16 protein-coding genes are annotated in these 19,050 nt (G+C 63.8%); 9 read left to right on the plus strand and 7 right to left on the minus strand.

Annotation, left to right across the window (positions count from 1 at the left end; all coding sequences use genetic code 11):
- Positions 1-28: 28 nt before the first annotated feature.
- Positions 29-2,050, minus strand: coding sequence for a bifunctional tRNA (5-methylaminomethyl-2-thiouridine)(34)-methyltransferase MnmC2/FAD-dependent 5-carboxymethylaminomethyl-2-thiouridine(34) oxidoreductase MnmC1 (mnmC, locus tag C6V82_RS00180; protein WP_102586902.1), 2,022 nt, complete (start codon positions 2,048-2,050; stop codon positions 29-31).
- A 323-nt stretch (positions 2,051-2,373) separates the two neighbouring features.
- Entirely contained in the window at positions 2,374-2,673 is a 300-nt protein-coding gene (locus tag C6V82_RS00185; protein ID WP_102586901.1) for a YciI family protein, read from the minus strand.
- 119 nt (positions 2,674-2,792) lie between these two features.
- Between C6V82_RS00185 and C6V82_RS00190 the strand changes: the two genes are divergently transcribed.
- Positions 2,793-3,782 (plus strand): PHP domain-containing protein, encoded by a 990-nt coding sequence (locus C6V82_RS00190; RefSeq protein ID WP_102586900.1) that lies wholly within the window; start codon positions 2,793-2,795, stop codon positions 3,780-3,782.
- Between the two features lie 17 nt (positions 3,783-3,799).
- Positions 3,800-4,423 (plus strand): L-threonylcarbamoyladenylate synthase, encoded by a 624-nt coding sequence (locus tag C6V82_RS00195; protein WP_102586899.1) that lies wholly within the window; start codon positions 3,800-3,802, stop codon positions 4,421-4,423.
- A 40-nt stretch (positions 4,424-4,463) separates the two neighbouring features.
- On the opposite strand, the gene C6V82_RS00200 is transcribed toward C6V82_RS00195, so the two are convergent.
- A complete protein-coding gene (locus tag C6V82_RS00200; protein ID WP_102586898.1) occupies positions 4,464-5,393 on the minus strand; it encodes an ion transporter in 930 nt (309 codons plus the stop codon).
- A gap of 73 nt (positions 5,394-5,466) precedes the next feature.
- Complete coding sequence (locus tag C6V82_RS00205) at positions 5,467-6,300, minus strand: CYTH domain-containing protein (RefSeq protein WP_102586897.1); 834 nt, start codon at positions 6,298-6,300, stop codon at positions 5,467-5,469.
- Between the two features lie 104 nt (positions 6,301-6,404).
- Here C6V82_RS00205 and C6V82_RS00210 point away from each other — a divergent pair, with 104 nt between their 5' ends.
- The 3 genes from C6V82_RS00210 to argA all read left to right on the plus strand — a co-directional run bounded on the left by C6V82_RS00210 (position 6,405) and on the right by argA (position 9,980).
- The gene (locus tag C6V82_RS00210; RefSeq protein ID WP_102586896.1) at positions 6,405-7,085 is read left to right on the plus strand and encodes a TIGR00153 family protein; all 681 of its coding nucleotides are present in this window, start codon (positions 6,405-6,407) and stop codon (positions 7,083-7,085) included.
- A gap of 71 nt (positions 7,086-7,156) precedes the next feature.
- On the plus strand, positions 7,157-8,422 hold the full coding sequence (locus tag C6V82_RS00215) for an inorganic phosphate transporter (protein WP_102586895.1): 1,266 nt from the start codon (positions 7,157-7,159) through the stop codon (positions 8,420-8,422).
- A 244-nt stretch (positions 8,423-8,666) separates the two neighbouring features.
- The gene (argA, locus tag C6V82_RS00220) at positions 8,667-9,980 is read left to right on the plus strand and encodes an amino-acid N-acetyltransferase (RefSeq protein WP_102586894.1); all 1,314 of its coding nucleotides are present in this window, start codon (positions 8,667-8,669) and stop codon (positions 9,978-9,980) included.
- A 616-nt stretch (positions 9,981-10,596) separates the two neighbouring features.
- On the opposite strand, the gene C6V82_RS17970 is transcribed toward argA, so the two are convergent.
- Positions 10,597-10,923, minus strand: a complete 327-nt coding sequence (locus C6V82_RS17970; protein WP_146009659.1) for a hypothetical protein — start codon at positions 10,921-10,923, stop codon at positions 10,597-10,599.
- Here C6V82_RS17970 and C6V82_RS00225 point away from each other — a divergent pair.
- From C6V82_RS00225 to glrR, 3 genes are read left to right on the plus strand one after another with little or no spacing between them, the layout of a single operon-like run.
- On the plus strand, positions 10,922-12,415 hold the full coding sequence (locus C6V82_RS00225; protein WP_102586893.1) for a sensor histidine kinase: 1,494 nt from the start codon (positions 10,922-10,924) through the stop codon (positions 12,413-12,415). The genes C6V82_RS17970 and C6V82_RS00225 overlap by 2 nt on opposite strands.
- A 5-nt stretch (positions 12,416-12,420) precedes the next feature.
- Positions 12,421-12,984 carry a hypothetical protein gene (locus C6V82_RS00230; protein WP_102586962.1) on the plus strand — a complete coding sequence of 188 codons (564 nt, stop codon included), beginning with the start codon at positions 12,421-12,423 and terminating at the stop codon, positions 12,982-12,984.
- 59 nt (positions 12,985-13,043) lie between these two features.
- Positions 13,044-14,399: a two-component system response regulator GlrR gene (gene glrR / locus C6V82_RS00235; RefSeq protein WP_102586892.1), complete on the plus strand. Its 1,356-nt coding sequence runs from the start codon at positions 13,044-13,046 to the stop codon at positions 14,397-14,399.
- A 102-nt stretch (positions 14,400-14,501) separates the two neighbouring features.
- Here glrR and C6V82_RS00240 read toward each other — a convergent pair whose 3' ends face one another.
- On the minus strand, positions 14,502-15,155 hold the full coding sequence (locus C6V82_RS00240; protein WP_102586891.1) for a peroxiredoxin: 654 nt from the start codon (positions 15,153-15,155) through the stop codon (positions 14,502-14,504).
- A gap of 339 nt (positions 15,156-15,494) precedes the next feature.
- Between C6V82_RS00240 and C6V82_RS00245 the strand changes: the two genes are divergently transcribed.
- Positions 15,495-17,576: an EAL domain-containing protein gene (locus C6V82_RS00245; RefSeq protein WP_102586890.1), complete on the plus strand. Its 2,082-nt coding sequence runs from the start codon at positions 15,495-15,497 to the stop codon at positions 17,574-17,576.
- On the opposite strand, the gene xseA is transcribed toward C6V82_RS00245, so the two are convergent.
- Entirely contained in the window at positions 17,554-18,906 is a 1,353-nt protein-coding gene (gene xseA / locus C6V82_RS00250) for an exodeoxyribonuclease VII large subunit (protein WP_102586889.1), read from the minus strand. The genes C6V82_RS00245 and xseA overlap by 23 nt on opposite strands.
- Positions 18,907-19,050: the final 144 nt, after the last annotated feature.

Raw genomic sequence — 19,050 nt, forward strand, 5'->3', positions numbered from 1 at the left:
TGATGGGACAAAGGGCAAAGGGCTTCGGTCAGGCACCCCGGATCAGGTCGCGGATCAGTCGCCGCCCGGGGTGCAGGTGGTCGACCAGTGGTTGCTCAAGCGGCAGCGGTTCGTCGCAGATCCGCGAGGCGATCAGTTCGGCGCATAGCGGAGCGCTGGCCAGGCCTCGTGAGCCGTGGGCGGCGCTGATCCACAGCCCGCCATGGTGACGCCCCGGCGTTGCGGGTACGCGCGTGGCGTCCTTGGCCAGTGCCGCGTAGGCGTCCCGCCACGCCTGGGCATCAGGTACGGGCCCGGCATAGGGCGATTTGTCGGGGCTGGCCGCGCGCACGGCGGCGCGCCCCGTCAGTTGTGCCGGGTCAAGCTCGGCGCCTGCCTCGCGCAGCGCGTCGACGAATCCCGGCAGCATCCCCTCGAGTTCCGCCAGGTTGGCAGCATGATCCGCTTCGCGCAGAGCCGTATCACTGTCATGGGGGCTGAAGGTGGCGCCAAAGGTCAGCACGCCCTCGGCCGCGGGCGCGACGTAGCCGGTATCGCAGACCACGCGGGACAGCGCCGGGGCGCCCGGCGGCAGGTTCAGCTGGCTGACCTGGCCACGTACCGGCTGTAGCGGTAGCTCGCGGGTCTGGGCGAAGCGGTTGGCCAGTGTGGCCGTGGCGATCACCACCTGGTCGGCGTTGAGGGTGTCGCCATCGGTCATGGTCAGGCGCCAACACTCGGTCGGCGTGTCCCGGGTCAGTGCCTCGACATCTGCCTGCCGGAACATTACCCCCGGTGATTCAGCAAGCCGCTGGCACAGCGCTGCCGGGCGAACCCAGCCGGCCTGGGGGTAATCCAGCGCCGGGGCCGCGATCTCAAGCCCAGCCCGGCGGCTTGCCTCGGCGGCATCGATGCCTTCCACCACGCCCGGCGGCAATGGGTGATGAGCGAGAAAACGCGCCTGCCGGCTGGCGGCCTTGTCGCTGCTTGCCAGTTGCAACACACCACAGGGTTGCCAAAGGCAATGGTCGGGGTCGAGCTGGGAGAACCAGCGCTGGCTGGTCATCAGGCCGGCGAGGTAGAAACGGCTCTGCAGGTTGGTATCCGCCGCAAGCTTCACATAGAGCGCCCCCTGGGCATTGCCCGACGCTCCCGCACTGGGCGCGTCTCGATCCAGCAGAGTGACGCGGATTCCCCGCCGCGCCAGGGCCGCCGCCACGCTGCCGCCGGCGATGCCGGCCCCGATCACCGCGACATGGCGCGCCCGCTGCGGGGGCGGTGGCGTGAACCAGGGGGTGGCGTCGCGGCGGTCATCCACCGGTGGCGTGCCAATCTCCCCGGCGAGCATCTCCCGCTTGCGACCGAACCCCGGTACCTTGCGCCAGGTGAAACCGGCGGCGGCGAGCCCCCGCTTGACCACGCCGGCACAGGTGAAGGTTGCGAAAGTGGCGTCGGGCCGTGAGCGCGCCGCCATGGCAGCGAACAGTGCCGGGTGCCACATTTCCGGGTTGGCGGACGGGGCGAAGCCATCCAGGAACCAGGCATCCACTCGCCCATCCAGGCGCAACAACCGCTCTCTGGTATCGCCGAAGTGCAGGTCGAGGGTGACGCGTTCATCGAGCCACAGGCGGTGCACGCCGGCCACCGGTTCCGGCCACTGGGCGATCAGGCGCTCGGCGCGTGGTGCCAGGTCCGGCCAGTTGGCGAGCGCGCGAGCGAGATCGTCGCGTTGCAGCGGATACTTCTCGGTGGAAACCAGGTGCAGACGAGCGCTGGGTGGGGCATGCCGGTCGAAGCAGGCCCAGGCGCAGAGCATGTTGAGCCCGGTGCCGAAACCGGTCTCGCCGACCACGAAGGGGCGGGTCTGCCGCCACGCGGCGAAGCGCTCCGGCAGCCGGTTGGCGGCAAGGAACACATGTTCGGTCTCGGCACGCCCGTCATGGCGTGAAAAGTAGACATCATCGAAGGCAAGCGAGCGCGGCGCCTGTTCTCCGGTGTCGTCGCGCTGCCAGTCGAGGCGGGCGGTATCGAGGGCGGCGAGTGCCGGCAAGCCATCGGGGGCGGCAGTCACGAAGGGCTCCGAGGTCACGGGGTTGAAGTAGACGCGCCAGTGATCAGGAACTGATCAATGTCGCCGCGGCCGCCTCATCAGCGCGTTGGCGCAAGGCATCCGCGGCGTTTCAACAGTGTTATCCACAGATGCTGTGCAAAACCCGCTGTTGATAACCTGTTTTCCAGAGGCGCCGTGCCAGGGAAGCGCTGAACAAATCGACGAGCGAGATGAAGCGCAACGCGCACGGAGCACAGGAACCGGAGCATATGGGGTATATGTGAGGATTCCGCGCACCGCGCAACGCAGCGATTCGCTCGCGCAGTCATTTGTGCAGTGTTTCCTCAGGGCAGCACCTTCTTGAACGGTTTCACCGTCACCTTGTCGTAGACGCCGGCAATCACGAAGGGGTCGGCATCCGCCCAGGCCTGAGCCTCTTTCAGGTTGTCGAATTCAGCCACCACCAGGCTGCCGCTGAAGCCAGCATCGCCGGGGTCGGTGCTGTCGATGGCCGGGTGGGGGCCGGCTAGTACCAGGCGGCCTTCGTCACGCAGATCCTCGAGGCGCTTCAGGTGGTCGGGACGGGCGGCCAGGCGCCGCTCCAGGCTGTTCTTCACGTCTTCGCTGATGATGGCGTAAAGCATCGCAGTCGCTTCCTTGGATTGAGCGGCGCATGCCGCAGGGTACCCGGTGGCGGCATTGACCGGGGTCGGCGCCGCGCGCACCATGGAGCACTATTCTGACAAAGTCACCTGCCCGCGTCATGCCAATGAATGCACTTCCCGCCCGATTCGAGGGCACGAGCCTTCCGCTGACCATTGATCTGCACATGCATTCCACCGCCTCGGATGGCGCGTTGCCGCCCGCCGAGGTGGTGGCGTTATGCAAGGCGCGTGGGCTCACCCACATGGCGTTGACCGATCACGATACCGTGGCAGGCATTGCGGAGGCCGAGCGCGCCGCCGCGCGCGAGGGTATTCGCCTGTTGCCGGGCACGGAACTGTCGACACGCTGGTCGGGCGTCAATATCCATGTGGTGGGCTTGCTGCCGCAGGGCGTGCGCGGGGCGCTGGTCGAAGGGCTAGAGGCTCAGGCCGAGTCGCGCGAGAAACGCGCCCTGCGCATCGCCGAACGCATGGAGAAGATCGGGCTCGCGGGGGCCCTGGCCAAGGCCCGCGAGCAGGCCGGTAGCGAGCGCCCACTGGGGCGGCCGGACTTCGCCCGTGCATTGGTGGCGGCGGGCCTGGTGCCGGATATCACCACGGCGTTCAAGAAGCATCTGGGCGATGGCAAGGCCGGTGACGTCAAGGCCATGTGGCCGGAGCTTGCCGAGGCGGTGGGCTGGATTGTCGACGCCGGTGGCGTCGCGGTACTGGCCCATCCCATGCGCCACGGCCTGACACGCCGAAAGCGTGGCCTGTTGCTGGATGCGTTCCGGGCCGCAGGCGGACAGGCGGCGGAACTGGTCAGCGGTTTCCAGAATACCGACAAGACCCGGGATCTCGCCAGGCAGTTGCAGGAGCGTGAACTCTACGCCTCGGTGGGCAGTGACTTTCACTTTCCAGGTGGCCACCTGGCCCCCGGCAGCATGAGTTCGGTGCCGCGCACGGCTATCCCGCCGGTGTGGACACACCCGAGGCTTGCGCACCTTTGCCGTCCCTGTTCGGGCGTTGACCCAGCGGTGGATGACGGGGCAGGCGGTGAGGCCGCCGGTGGCGCGGCGGGCATGTTATCGTCGGCAACATCTCATTGATGGAACAGGGAGCTCCCATGAGCCAGTTCTTCCAGATTCATCCCGACAATCCGCAGAAGCGGCTGATCGACCAGGCCATCCAGATCATTCGCGACGGTGGCGTGGTCGCCTATCCCACGGACTCCGGCTATGCGCTTGGATGCCACCTGGGCGACAAGAAGGCCATCGAGAAGATCAAGTGGCTGCGCTCGCTGGACGACAAGCACAACTTCACTCTGGTGTGTTCCGACCTCTCCGAGATCGGCACCTACGCCAAGGTGGACAATGCGGTGTTCCGGTTGCTCAAGGCCCATACGCCGGGTGCCTATACCTTCATTCTCAACGCCACCACTGAAGTGCCACGGCTGTTGCTGCATCCCAAACGCCGATCGATCGGCGTGCGCGTGCCGGATCATCGCCTCACCCTTGCGCTGCTCGAGTCACTGGGCGAGCCGCTGATGAGCGTGACGTTGATCCCGGTGGGTGAGGAGTTGCCGATGACCGACCCGGAGGAGATTCGCGACCGCTACGCCGCTCACCTCGACTTGATCATCGATGGCGGCGCCTGCCACCTGGAGCCGACCAGCGTGATCGACCTGCGTGACCTGCCGCCGGTGATCGTGAGGGAAGGACGCGGCGACGTGGAGCCGTTTCGGGAATAACCAGGGTGGTCTGTCTGAGCCGGTCGCAGGCCTTGCCACGTCATGTTTCGTTATTTGGATCGTCGCTGCTGTGATCATCTGCTGATGACGCCTCGGGCGCCGGGGCCCTGGGGTCCGGTGTTTCCTCGTCGAGCCAGGTGCCGCAGCGCAGGCAATATTTCGCCCGCTGCTCGTGGCGGTCGTGGCCGCAGCCCGGGCAGGCCTCATCGGAGTAGCGGTCGGCGCGAATCGAGCGAATCACCTCCGCCGAGAAAATCCCGGTGGGCACGGCGATGATCGAATAGCCGGTCAGCATCACCATCACCGAGATCGCCTGGCCAATGGGGGTCACCGGCACGATATCCCCATAGCCCACCGTGGTGAGGGTGACGATGGCCCAGTAGATGGCCTTGGGAATGCTGGTGAAGCCTGCCTCGGCGGGCTCGATCAGGTAGATCATCGCCGCGAAGATGGTTACCAGCATGAACACGGTGAACAGGAACAGGAAGACCTGGTGGGTACTGCGGCGCAGCGCCCCGAGCAGCAATTGTCCTTCGCCAACGAACTCCATCAGCCGCAGGATGCGGAAGATGCGCAGCACGCGCAGTATCCGCACGATCACCAGCGATTGGGCGCCCGGGATCAGCAGTGTAAGCCAGGTGGGCAGAATGGCGATCAGGTCGACGATCCCGTAGAAGCTGCGCAGATACTGCAGCGGGCGCTCCAGGCAGTAGAGCCGCACCGCAAGCTCGAGGGTGAAGACGATGGTGAAGCCCCACTCTATCCAGTAGAAGTGATCGGCATAGCGCGCATGGTAGGCCGCCACGCTGTCGAGCATCACCACCAGCACGCTGGCCAGGATCATCACTATCAGGGCGATATCGAAGCCCTTGGCGCTGGGTGTGTCCGACTCGAAGATGATCTGGAAGACGCGGGTGCGCAGTCCCTCACCGCCGGGCTTGAAATTTCCCTTGTTGAAATGCCCGCTCATGGCGCCCTCCCGGTTGGCGTTCGACTCTTGTCGTGGTCAGTGATCACATGATCGCCGCTGTCTTGCAACCCGCTCATGCGCGGGGAGTCGCTGCGAGGTCGCGTGACAGGGCAAGCGCCAATCGGCCGAAGGCCAGGGTGGGAAACGCCTCGGCATCGAGTTCGTCGGCAAGGGGCTGGCTAAGGGTGGCCAGGGCGCTGCGCGCGTCGTCTCGCCAGTGTGCCTCGCCGGTGTCGGCCAGTGCATCGAGGGCGACCATGGCGCGACGCAGCCAGGCGGCGGGGGTGCCGCCGGCGGGTAGTGTCCAGTTGCCGCTCAGCAGCGCCCCGGCACGGGCCGCCTTGCTGGTATCCGAGGGGCGCAGGGAAACCCTGTCGGCGAAGGCCAGGGCCAGCGACCAGAGTGCGTCGGGCTCTCCCTCCTTGAGCTCCAGTTCCAGCTCGCGTATCGCCACACGCCTCGAACCGGCGATGATCTCGCCCTCATCCAGGGCCAGTTCGATGCGGCTGCCGGCATGGTTCAGCCACCAGGTTTCGCGGTGGAAATCGGTGGCGAAGCGCGGCGCCAGGCGGGCAAGGGTGGCTTCGCCAAGTTCGGCGGCGGCTGGCACGGTGGAGAGTCCTGCGAGATCAAGCCCCGGCCCAGGTACGTCCCACTCCCACTCACCGCGGCTGGAAAGCCCGCCGCCGCCCTCTCCACGGGTCTTCAGGGTCTGCACCAGCCGGCCATCGACGCGACGCAGGCGCAGCGCCATGCGCCTGGCCTCGAGGGTGGCGTCGGGGGTGTCGTAATAGGTGTTGCCGAGGTCTGACATCCGCGACGAAAGTCCGGCCAGCAGGGGGTGGCGACGTAGCGCTTGCGGCCCGGTAGACCCCAGGGCCAGCTTGAGCTCTATCTCCTGATTCATGACGTTGCCACCTCGTTTTTATGAACTTTTGATGATTTTTTCATGACGAAGGCGGTGGTGATCACTATACTGACGCCGCCATTTTCCTAGTGCATACAACGCCCATGGTTACACCCAATCCGTTTTCCGCGATGTTCGGCCGTTCGCCATTCCAGCCGCTGCTGGCCCACATCGTCAAGGCCAATGATTGCGCCGACCAACTGTTGCCGTTCTTCGAAGCCACCCTGGTGGGTGACTGGGACGAGGCCGGCAGGGTCCGCGAATCCATCACCCGACTGGAGCACGAGGCCGACGAGCTCAAGACCGAACTGCGGCTCAACCTGCCCAACACCATGTTCCTGCCGGTCTCGCGCACCGACATCCTCGATCTGATCAGCGTACAGGACAAGATCGCCAACAAGGTGCGTGACATCACCGGCATCATGCTGGGGCGCCGCATGCAGGTGCCGGAAGCCCTTGCCCAGAGCATGCGTGACTACATGCGCACGTCTGTTGCTTGTGTGGCGCAGTCACGCCAGGCGCTCGAGGAGCTCAAGGAGCTGCTCGAGTCCGGGTTCGGTCGCAATGCCGCCGATGTCATGCAGACGCTGATTCGCGAACTGCATGTGCTCGAACACCAGGCGGACGCCCAGCAGGTCGATATCCGCCGCCGGCTGTTCGAGCTCGAGAGCGAGTTGCCGCCGGTGGACGTGATCTTCCTCTACAAGATCATCGACTGGGTCGGCGAAGTGTCGGATCGCGCCGAACGTGTCGGCAGTCGTCTGCAGATCCTCACGGCTCGCTGATTCGTCCCGCTGGCACATGCCCGATTCAGGGCCTTGACCATCTTCTGACAGCCACATAGGAAGCAATCCCTATGTCGATCATCGCGCAGCACGGCGAAATCTTCATCATCCTGGCCTGCCTCTTCGGCTTCTTCATGGCCTGGGGCGTTGGCGCCAACGACGTGGCGAACGCCATGGGCACCTCGGTGGGTTCCCGCGCCATCACCATCAAGCAGGCGATCATGATCGCCGTGGTCTTCGAGTTTCTGGGTGCCTGGCTTGCCGGTGGCGAGGTAACATCGACCATTCGCGGTAGTATCATCGACCCGGCCCTGCTCGAGGCCGACCCGCAATTCCTGGTCTACGGCATGCTCTCGGCGCTGTTGGCGGCAGCCATCTGGCTGCTGATCGCCTCGGCACGGGGCTGGCCCGTTTCCACCACCCACTCCATCGTTGGTGCCATCGTCGGCTTCGGTGCCGTGGGCCTTGGCATGGAGGCGGTGGCCTGGGGCAAGGTCGGGCAAATCGCCTCCAGTTGGCTGGTGTCGCCCCTGCTGGCCGGTACCATTGCCTTCGTGCTTTTCAAGTCGGTCCAGCACTTGATATTTGAATCGAATGACCCGTTCGCCGCCGCCAGGCGCTACGTGCCAGTTTATATCTTCCTGGTCGGCTTCATCGTCTCCATGGTCACCCTGACCAAGGGCCTGAAGCATGTCGGGCTCGATCTTGGCTTTGGCCAGAGCCTTCTGCTGTCGATCCTGATCGGTGCCGTGATCATGGGAATCGGCATCGTCATGGAGCGGCGCGTGGTCTACGAGCGGCGTGCCGATGACCACTTCGGCTACGGCAATGTCGAGCGCGTGTTCGGCGTGCTGATGATCTTCACCGCCTGCGCCATGGCGTTCGCGCATGGCTCCAATGACGTCGCCAACGCCGTGGGTCCGCTCGCCGCGGTGATCAGCGTGGTGCGTACCGAAGGCGTCATCGACAGCGCCGCGCTAGTGCCGTGGTGGGTGCTGGTGCTCGGCGGCGGTGGCATCGTGGTGGGTCTTGTCACTTATGGTCATAAAGTGATCGCCACCGTTGGCACGGGTATCACCGAGCTGACCCCCAGCCGTGGCTTTGCCGCGACGCTGGCCGCGGCCACCACCGTGGTGCTGGCCTCCGGCACGGGGTTGCCGATCTCCACCACCCATACCCTGGTGGGCGCCGTACTGGGCGTGGGCCTGGCGCGCGGCATGGCGGCGCTGAACCTGCGGGTCATCGGCACCATCGTGATGTCCTGGCTGATTACGCTGCCGGCGGGTGCGGGCCTTGCGATCCTGTTCTTCTTCATGTTCAAGGGCATGTTCGGCTAAGCGGGAGCTCCGCCAGGGTGAGCGGCCCCGGGGGCAGGTCTGAAGGGGGTCTTTTGCCAGGGAAGGCAAAAGTAGCGCCCAGGGAGGGGTTCACAGCGCCCCCGAAAGGCCTGCCGCCGGGATAGCCGCGTGTCTACCCCCCCCCAAGCGGCGGTGCCACGGCGGTGGTGCCGCCGTTTTCGTTGCTCTGCTATAGTCGGGTTTCCTTGCGTATCTTTCACTCACCTGCTGCCGGAGTGCGGCCTTGGATACTCGCTTCCCGTTCGTCGACTGGTTCCGTAATTCGTCGCCCTACATCAACGCCCACCGCGGGCGAACCTTCGTCATCCTGATCGAGGGCGAGGCGATGGCGCGTGGTCGAGGAGAGCAACTGATTCAAGACCTGGCGCTGCTGCATACCCTTGGCGTGCGCCTGGTGGTGGTGTTCGGCACTCGTCCCCAGGCACAACAGGTGGTGGAGATAGCCGGGATCACGCCGGAGACCCATCAGGGGCGCTGGGTGGCGGATGCCATGCTGATGCCGCACATCGAGCGGGTGGCCGCCGAGCAGCGGCTATGGCTCGAGGCGAGGCTATCGCTGGGCTTGCCCAACACACCGATGCATGGGGTCGAGCTGACCGCCGTTTCCGGCAACCTGGTGATGGCCAAGCCCCTGGGGGTTCGTGACGGGATCGATTTCGACCATAGCGGCGAGGTGCGCCGTGTTCGCGCCCAGGCGATCAGCGCGCTTCTCGAGCGCGGCTCGCTGGTGATCCTGCCGCCGCTGGGGTTCTCCAGTACCGGTGAAGTGTTCGACCTGGATGCCTCGGATGTCGCTCAGCACACCGCCATGGCGCTTTCGGCCGACAAGCTGATCCTGCTTGGCGAGGCCAGCGGGCTGTTCGATCAGAGTGGCCAGTTGCAGCGCCAACTGACCCCGGCAGAGGCCGAGCCGTTGCTTGGCCAGGCAGAGCCCGGCAGCGAGCTGGCCCGCCATCTGGGGGCGGCCTGTGCGGCGGCCCGGCATGGGGTGGCGCGCACCCACCTGTTGTCTTGGCACGACCATGATGCCCTGTTGGGCGAGCTGTTCACCCGCGACGGCGTGGGCACCATGATCACCCAGCACCGCTACGAGCAGTTGCGTGACGCGGAGCTTGCCGATATCGGCGGCCTGCTGGAACTGCTTGATCCACTGGAGCATCGAGGCATGCTGGTGCCGCGCTCCCGAGAGCGGCTCGAGCACGAAATCGACGATTACCTGGTGATCGAACGTGACGGCATGATCATCGGTTGTGCGGCGCTGCATACCTTCGACGATGCCGAGATGGCTGAACTCGCCTGCGTGGCGGTACATGACGGTTATCGAGGTGGGGCTCGCGGTGAATTGTTGCTGGCCGAGATCGAACGCCGTGCCAGGCGGCTAGGATTGTCGGCACTGTTCGCGCTGACCACCCACACCGCGCACTGGTTCTTCGAGCATGGCTTCCGCTTGGCCGACATCGATACCTTGCCGATGCTCAAGCGCGATACCTACAACCACGCCCGCAAGTCGAAGATCCTGGTCAAGACGCTGGGCTGAAGACGGAAGGTTGAGCGCGCGTCAACCCGTCCAGCGGTTTGTCGTTACGAGAAGGGCTGTCACCTCTGGGCGTCAGCCTTTACTCCGGTGTCTCCAGTTGGCAACACTTCATATCATTGTATTTCAACGTTTTTTTAGCTTACCCCCCGATCCTTGTCGCTGAATGGCAACGAAAACGAACGTTTGATGTTGCCTCGCTCGGGCAACTGACGATGTTCCCTCTGTTTTTCCGTGTTGCTACCTTTCTAAGTGATTGTTTATTAGAGGATAACAAGGTTTTTGGCATGGTGCTGGCAACACCCTGGGTGAGCAACAAGAACGGTTCATTACGGCTCGAACCGTTTTTGATCGCCAAAGGGGTTTCGGGTCAACACTGCCCTGTGCGCCTGTTTCCCCGGAAGCGATCAGCGTTTGCTCCAAGCGATGTGTGACTTAGGTTGCGATGAGACCGGTACCGACAACTGTCAAGGACGTGTACCACGAGGGCAAGGATGCCCTGGCAAGGATGCCTCTCCCCTTTCTAGGGGATCGAATTGTGCAGCATCGCCTCGGTTCTTGCCGGGCGGTGGTGCCGGAAACGAAGCAGGTCGGCGCGCCGCGCGATGGCGCACCACCCTCATGCGAGGTCAGGCCCTGGCGACCAACGACCGCGCATGGCTTCGGGGCCTTTGGCCCATGGAAAACTGATCGCTGCACCGGCCAGGCGGTATGGCAGTCTTTTTTCCAGACCCTTCAGTTCCCTGCGTATTGGGCCGGCCATGCCGGCCCCTTTTTTTGAGCTTTCCCCGGGCACTTCGTATTCACAGCCCAGAGGTGGGGCGAAGGTGGCGGAACGCGCTTCGGTATAACTCTGGTATCCTGAGTGGTAGTCGATGGTGGTTTCTTCTGATGTCCAGCCTGGCGGTATCCGGCACGGATCTTTCCTGTATAGAACGTTGATCATGACCACTCGTGTGTCGCGCCGTTGGCGCCCCAGATCGTTGTTGCAGCTTGTCTTGCTGGCCTTCTTGGCGGTGATGTTGCCGCTGGGTGTGCTGATGTTTCAGGCTGGCCAGGCACTCACGGAGCTCTCCCGGTTGGCCGATGTGAGCGCGCGTCAGGCCGTGGAAGAAACCCGCCGTGCCCGCACCCTGGGTGCCCTGGCGCTCGAGATGGAGCGCAGCGCACGCCAGTACGCGGTGGTCGAGCAGGAGAGCCTGCTGGCGATCTACGCCGAGCGCCTGGAAGAGTATCGGCAGTTGCTGGCCCAGCAACGCCGACTCTTGCCACAGGACCCCGACGTGGCCGCGCTGGAGGATCAGCTGGAGGAGCTCGCCGAGCTGCCCGGTCTACCCATGGAGGATTTCCAGGAACGACTTGGGGAGTTTCTGGCCTTCGCCCAGCACACCGAGGCAATGCGCCGGGCTACCAACGAACACATCGATGCACGCATCGAGATGATTCGTGCCCGCGCCGGGACGGTGCAGACCCGCCTGTGGTTGCAGACCGCCGCACTGGTATCGGCGAGCCTGGTACTGATGTTGCTGTTCTCCTGGCTGATCATTCGCCCGGTACGCCAGTTGGAGCGGCGTATTCTGGGCATCGGCAGTGGTGCACGGCCGGAGAAGCGCCACAGCATTCAAGGGCCGGCCGAGCTGGTTCAGCTCGATGACCGCCTCGATTGGCTGGCCTCGCGGCTCGATGAGTTGGAGGCCCAGAAGCAGCAGTTCCTGCGCCATATGTCCCATGAGCTCAAGACACCGCTTGCCAGCGTTCGCGAAGGCTCGGCACTGCTGGCCGATGGCGTGGCCGGCGAGGTCACGCAGCGCCAGCGCGAAATCCTCGATTTGATTGACGCCAGTGGTGGCGAATTGCAGCGGTTGATCGAACAGCTGCTCGACTACAATCTGCTGCAGCACAACCGACAGATGAGCCCGGAACGCCTGGATGCCGCCACCGTGGTCAAGGAGGTGCTGTCAAAGCACCGCCTGGCGCTCTCCAACAAGGGCATGCGGGTGACCTGTTTCGATGGTCCGCTTGAGTGGCATGCCGACCGTGCCGCCACGTCATGCATTCTGGACAACCTCATCTCCAACGCCATCGCCTATGGTGAAGATGGCGGCAGGCTTGAAATTCGCGCGCGGCGCAGCCACGAGCGGCTCGAACTCGAGGTGGCCAATAGTGGCGAGCCGATCGCCGAGGAAGATCGCTTGAGACTCTTCGAAGCCTTCTACCAGGGCAAGGCGCGCCGCAAGGGGCCGCTTAAAGGGTCCGGAATTGGCCTGTCGGTAGCGGCGGATTGCGCGCGTCTGCAACACGGCCGGCTCGCCCTGGTGGATGATCGGCAGCTGGACGTCTGTTTTCGCCTTACCCTGCCACCGGCCGAAGCGATGGCCGTGGCGAACGATGATAATCCAAGGCTCGCGCATGAGATGGGCCTGCACGCAAGGAATTGATGATCATGCACCTTCGTCCCCTGCTGGTGTGTCTGGCGGCGGCCTGGCTTGCCGGCTGTGAACTGTTACCCGATTCCGCCATCGACCCGAGGGAGTCCATGACCCCCGCGAGTCCCTCGACGGTGTGTTACGACGAGATTCCCGATTTCGACAACGAGGCATGCCTGTTCCCCGAGTGGGTGGATTTCGGCTTGGCGGCACAGCGAGGCGACCGGGACTGGCGAGGTGAAATGCTCGAGCGTCTTGAAGGGGGCGGTGCCGAACGGCGTCTGGCACGTGCCATGGTGCTTTCCTGGGGCTCCGAGCGCCAGTGGGATCAGGCTGCCGAACTCTACAAGTCCGATATGCACGCCGCACCGGCGGCGTTGCAGCCACTACTGCAGTACTGGCTCAACGAGCTCGAAGGCCGGCGAGCGATGGCCGCTCGACTGGCGGAAGCCGGCCAGGAACTGGAGGGCACCCGCCAGGAACGAGATGAACTGGAAACCCTGAACGATGAGCTAACCAAGAAGCTCGAGGCGCTGACCGCGATTGAACGCAGTATGAATCTGCGACAGCAGACCGAGTGACGGGAGATGATAACGTGAAGCATGCCAGCCAATCGTACACGCGGGCTTCGAGTAGCCGAATGTCCAGTGCCCATATTCTGCTGGTTGACGACGATGTCAGTCTGCTCAAATTGCTGGGTATGCGCCTGGAGAGTCGTGGCTATCGTGTCACCACCGCCGAAAGCGGTCGCCAGGCGCTCAAGGTGCTCGAGAGCGACCGCCCAGACCTGGTGCTGACCGACCTGCGCATGGACGAGATGGATGGCCTGGAGCTTTTTCGGGAGATCCAGCGCCAGGCGCCGGGGCTTCCGGTGATACTGCTCACCGCCCATGGTTCGATTCCCGACGCGGTGAGTGCTACTCGCCAGGGGGTCTACAGCTTTCTCACCAAGCCAGTGGACCGTGACGAGCTGTTCGCCGCCATCGACCAGGCGCTGGCCCAGACCCCAGGGCCCTCCGCCGAAGGCGATGATGCCTGGCGTTCGGCGATCATCACCCGCAGCCCCGAGATGGAGCGTATCCTCGAGCAGGCGCGCATGGTGGCGGGGTCGGATGTCAGTGTGCTGGTCACGGGTCCCTCTGGGTCGGGCAAGGAATTGCTCGCCAACGCCATTCACAAGGCCAGCCGCAGGGCCGACAAGCCGTTCGTGGCGATCAATTGCGGCGCCTTGCCCGAACAACTGCTGGAAAGTGAGTTGTTCGGCCACGCCAAGGGCGCCTTCACCGGTGCGGTGAGCGAGCACAACGGCCTGTTCAAGGCGGCCGACGGTGGCACGCTGTTCCTCGACGAGATTGGCGACATGCCGTTGACCCTGCAGGTAAAACTGCTGCGGGTGCTGCAAGAGCGGCAGGTCCGCCCGTTGGGGTCTACCCAGTCGATTCCGATCGACGTGCGCATCATCTCCGCCACGCATCGCGACCTCGATCGCTCCATGCGCGAAGGGGAGTTCCGCGAGGATCTTTACTACCGCTTGAACGTCGTCAACCTGCGCCTGCCGCCGCTCAAGGAGCGAGCCGAAGACGTACCGCTGCTGGCGAAGTATCTGGTGGCCCAGGCGGCCGAGCGTCACAAACCCTTCGTCAAGGGATTCTCGCCGGAAGCCCTGAACCTGTTGGCCGCCAGCGCCTGGCCCGGCAATGTGCGCCAGCTGGTCAATGTGGTGGAGCAGTGCGTGGCGTTGACCAGCTCGGCGATGATTCCCGAGGCATTGGTCTCCCAGGCCCTGGTGGCCGAAGACAACGCCTTGCCTACCTTCAACGATGCCCGAGCCGGTTTCGAACGCAGTTACCTGATCAAGGTGCTGAAGATCACCGAGGGTAACGTGACCCAGGCGGCACGTATTGCCGGCCGTAACCGCACCGACTTCTACAAACTGCTTGCCCGCCACGAGCTGGAACCCAGCACCTTCAAGCCGGCCGCCCACCATAGCGGGTAACCCTTTCACCCCGCGTGACCCGTCTGCACCCCTCAACGTCGAGCCCCCTGCCTGGGCAGGGGGCTCGATTGGTTCAACGCCTGGCCGGTCGGCCGCGGCGGATCACTCCTTGATCTGTGTCTTGCGAAGGTACGGGAAGATCGTCTCGTAGTCGCCGAACTTCGCCTTGGCATCTTCGTTCGAGACACTGGGTGGAATGATCACGTCCTCACCGACCGTCCAGTCGGCGGGGGTGGCGATACCGTGCTTGGCGGTGGCCTGCAGGGCATCCAGCGCGCGCAGTACCTCGCCGAAATTGCGGCCCACGGTCATCGGGTAGGTCATCGACAGCTTGAGCTGCTTGTCGGGACCGATGATGAACACGGTACGCACGGTGGCGCTGTCGGCCGGTGTGCGACCGTCAGGCAGGTAGGCATCGGCCGGCAGCATGTCGAAGGCCTTGGCAACCGCCAGGCCATCATCGGCGATGATCGGAAAGTCCACCTGGCTGCTGGCGTAACTCTCGATGTCACCGATCCAGCGCTTGTGATCCTCCACGCCATCCACCGACACACCGATCACCTTGGTGCCACGCTTGCGCCATTCTTCGGCGAGTTTTGAGACGGCGCCGAACTCGGTGGTGCACACCGGGGTGAAGTCCTTCGGATGCGAGAACAGGATGGCCCAGCTGTCGCCGATCCACTCATGGAATCGAATCGGCCCCTGGCTGGTCTCGGCCTCGAAATCCGGTACGACTTCGTTGATGCGCAAAGACATGATGGCATTCTCCTCTGGGTTTGGATGAACGGCCCGAATCGACGGCTCGGCGCCGAGTGGCCTGTCGTGTCATCAGAATGGCATGCTCTCGCCGGAGCGTGAAGTCCCGTCGTCAGTTCCTAGCGTGCTTACTTTATGCCATTCGCGCCCTGTAGTGCCTCAATCAGCACAATGTCACGCACCAAAAAAAGCTCTTTAGCACACCGCAATATGAAATTTTGTTAATTGTGCTTTAGTGATGGCTTATTCATGGTCGTTCACTCTTTTTGCTCCTATGGTCATATCTCATCACCGCTCAATCGGTAAATTAAGGTTAAATTCCCATCACTGGAGTGTCCTATGAGCACTCAGGGTATGGCCCCACAGAAGTGTCCAGCGGGGCACTTTCAGCCATTTACGCCACTGCAATCCATTCGCGATAGCTTGCTTTGGTTGGTGCCGTGCTTCGTCGCCTCGTCACTGCTTGCATTCTTCGCCAGCCTGATCAACTTCTTCGGGCTGCCATTCCCGCAGGTCGCTTACTACCTCGAGGTATTTCACGAGCACTTTTACAACCTGTTGCCATTCCTGATCGGGGTGGCGCTCTCGAGCCGGCTGTGCATGGATTATGATCTGCCGCGTCCACCGGTCGCGTTGTTCGCTCTGGTGGTATTGGTGGTGATTCTGGCCCAGCTCGATCTCTACTTTCCCGATACCTACAATTTCCACGGAATCTTCGGTTTCATCGTGCCGTTCCTCACCGTGCCGCTGATGGCCTTCCTGCACCGGCGTGGCTTCGGCCGGCTGGTCAAGTCGAATATCACTGGCATCCATGTGCGTGATTCCCTGAATCTGATCATCCCCGGGTTCTGCGTGCTGTTGACTACGGTTGGCGTGCTGCAGGTCATCTACCTGCTGGTCGAGATGCTGCCCATCACCCCCCCGGCACTGGACATGGTGGAAGAGCCCTACAGCGCCGGATTGTTGATGGTGTTGCTGAACTCGCTGTTCTGGTTCATTGGCGTCCATGGGTACTTCGCCATCACTCCGCTGATCGAGGATCTGGTGGCGGTGGAGAGTGGACTGCTGAGCGGCGGGCTCTCGTTCTTCGGCAGCTTCGTGTTCATTGGTGGGGTGGGGGCCACCATGTCGCTTCTGATCGCGATCCTGCTGTTCTCGCGTAGCCGGCTGTATCGCAAGCTGGCGATCATCTCGATCCCCATCGCGTTGTTCAATATCAACGAGGTGCTGCTGTTCTGCCTGCCGATCATCCTCAACTACCGCCTGCTGGTACCCTTCGTCGCCTTGCCGATGCTGAACTGTGCGGTTGGGCTGGCGCTGATCCAGCAGGAGGTGTTGACGGTCCATGCCGGCGCCATGCCGATCAACAGTCCGGTGCTGTTCAATGCCTGGATCAGTACCGATGGCAGCTTGATGGGGCCTATCGTGCAGGTGGTGCTGGTGCTGGTGGGGGTCTTCCTCTACCTGCCGTTCATGGTCTGGAACGATCGGCGTCAGGCCAATGCCCATGTCCAGCTGGAGCAACTCAACGCCACCTTCAGCACCCGCTACGAGGATATCTATTATCTGGCTGGCGATCCGGTCACCGAATCTCAGGTGCGGCGGGCCAGGGTGGAGGAGTTGATCGATCGCTTCAGGGCGGTCCAGAACCTCTCCTTCAAGATGTTCTACCAGCCCAAGGTCGATCCTGTACGCGGAACTGTGATGGGGGCCGAGGCGCTGATCCGTGCCCAGGACAAGGAGGGCCGGCTGGTATCTCCAGGTGTCTTTCTGCCGACCTTTCACGATGGGCGAATGATGAAGCATATCGACCAGTGGGTATTTCTCGAGGTGGTGGAGCAAATTCAGGAGTGGCGAGATACCGGCCATCACCTGGTGCCGATCAGTGTCAATCTCGATGCCGAGACGCTCGCCGATGAACAGGTGATGAAGCAGATAGTGAAGACGCTCCAGCCGGTCGCCGAGTTCATTCGGGTCGAAATCACCGAAGAGGTGCTGGCCCAGACGGACGCTGTCGCCAAGGAGTCGCTGGCACTGCTCAAGGCCCAGCGAATCGCCATCGATATCGACGATTTCGGTACCGGGTACTCGTCATTGAGTTACATTTCGCGGTTCAGGCCCGATGCCGTGAAGCTCGATCGCAGCTTCGTGCTGAACTTGACGGAGAGCCACGGCATTCGGCTATTCGACAGTGTCATCGAGTTCGCTCAATCCATGGGGCTTGCGGTGATCGTCGAGGGGGTCGAGTCCGAGGCGGAGCTCGTTCATGTGCGCCGCCATCGTGGCCTGTTGGTGCAGGGCTGGTGCTACAGCCCGGCGCTTCCGCCGGATGGCTTCCAGGAATTCATGAAGGAGTACCTGAACCCCAAACCCGAGCGAATCAAGCGGCTCGGCACGGCTAGCGCTGGTGGCGCCGCTTGACCTCGACGCGCAGTCGTCCTTCGCCCAGCCGCGCGGTCAATGTCTGCCCCGGCTGGGTGTCGTGTGCGCGGTGAATCACCCCACCCTGATCGTCCTCCAGAATCGCATAGCCGCGCCCCAGTACGGCCAAGGGGCTGACGGCCTGCAACTCACGGGCGAGCCCCGCCACCCGTTCGCGCTGACGGGCCAGTTCGCGCGGTATGGCAGCGAACAACCTGGCTTGCACGGTGCCCAGTTGGCGGGTTGCCTGGGCCAGTTGCCGTTGTGGCGAGTGGGCGGCCAGGCGGGCCGTTAGATGGCGCTTGCGGTGCCTGTCTGCTTCCAGGCGCCCCTGCATGCCGCGCGCCAGCCGCGCTTCCAGCTGGGCGAGGGTGGTGCGCTGGCGGGCCAGTACGTCGCCGGGATGCCGCAACCTGGCCTTCAGATGATCCAGCCGCTGCCCTTCGCGTTCGAGCCGTGCCGACTGGGCGCGTTCGAGCCGGCTGCCCAGCAGTGCCAGGCGCGTGGCCAGTTCGCGCTGGTCCGGTACCAGCTGCTCGGCCGCCGCCGACGGGGTGGGGGCACGCATATCGGCGGCGAAATCGGCCAGTGTGACGTCTACCTCGTGGCCGACCGCCGACATCACCGGCAAGCGTGAATGAAAGATCGCCCTGGCCAGGTGCTCGTCGTTGAACGCCCACAGGTCTTCCAGGCTGCCACCCCCGCGGGTGATCAGGATGGCGTCGCGGCTCGGGTCAAGCATCGCTTGGCGATTGAGCAGCCCCAGTGCCGCGATGATCGCGGGTGCCGCTTCACGACCCTGTACGGGCACCGGAATCAGCGTGACGCTGGCCAGCGGCCAGCGCGCCTTCAACACCGCCAGCACATCGCGAATCGCCGCCCCGGTGGGAGATGTCACGACAAGCAGGTGGCGGGGTGGGTAGGGCAGAGGGCGGGCATTGGCGAAGACCCCTTCGTCGGCGAGCCGGGTCTTGAGGCGTTCGAAGGCGGCCAGCAGTTCGCCGATGCCCGCCGCCTGAACCGCTTCGACGATCAGTTGGTAATCGCCGCGCGGCTCGAAGATCGAGAGCCGCCCCCGCACGCGCACCAGGTCGCCATCGCGCATCGGCGCGCCAACGAAGCGCGCCCGATTGCGAAACAGCGCGCAGCGCAACTGGGCCTGGTCATCCTTGAGAGTGAAGTACACATGCCCGGAGTTTGGCCGCGAGACCCCCGAGAGCTCACCTTCCACCCAGACATCGCCGAAGCGCCCCTCCAGCATCTGGCGGGCGCTGCGATTCAGCTCGCTGACGGTTAGCGCGGTGGGTGCGGTGGGTGCGGGGGGCGGCATGGCGCGGCTCCTGATGATGAAGCGCCAGACTACCACGCAGCCGCGGATGGATTGAATTCAGGGCGTTGGACACGGCTGCGCCCGGCCAAGGGCCGGGCGCAGGTGGGTTTTGCTGAAGGGTTTTGCTGAAGGGTATTGATGATG

Origin of the sequence: Halomonas urumqiensis, from assembly GCF_003028575.1 — a bacterium.
GTDB lineage: Bacteria > Pseudomonadota > Gammaproteobacteria > Pseudomonadales > Halomonadaceae > Halomonas > Halomonas urumqiensis.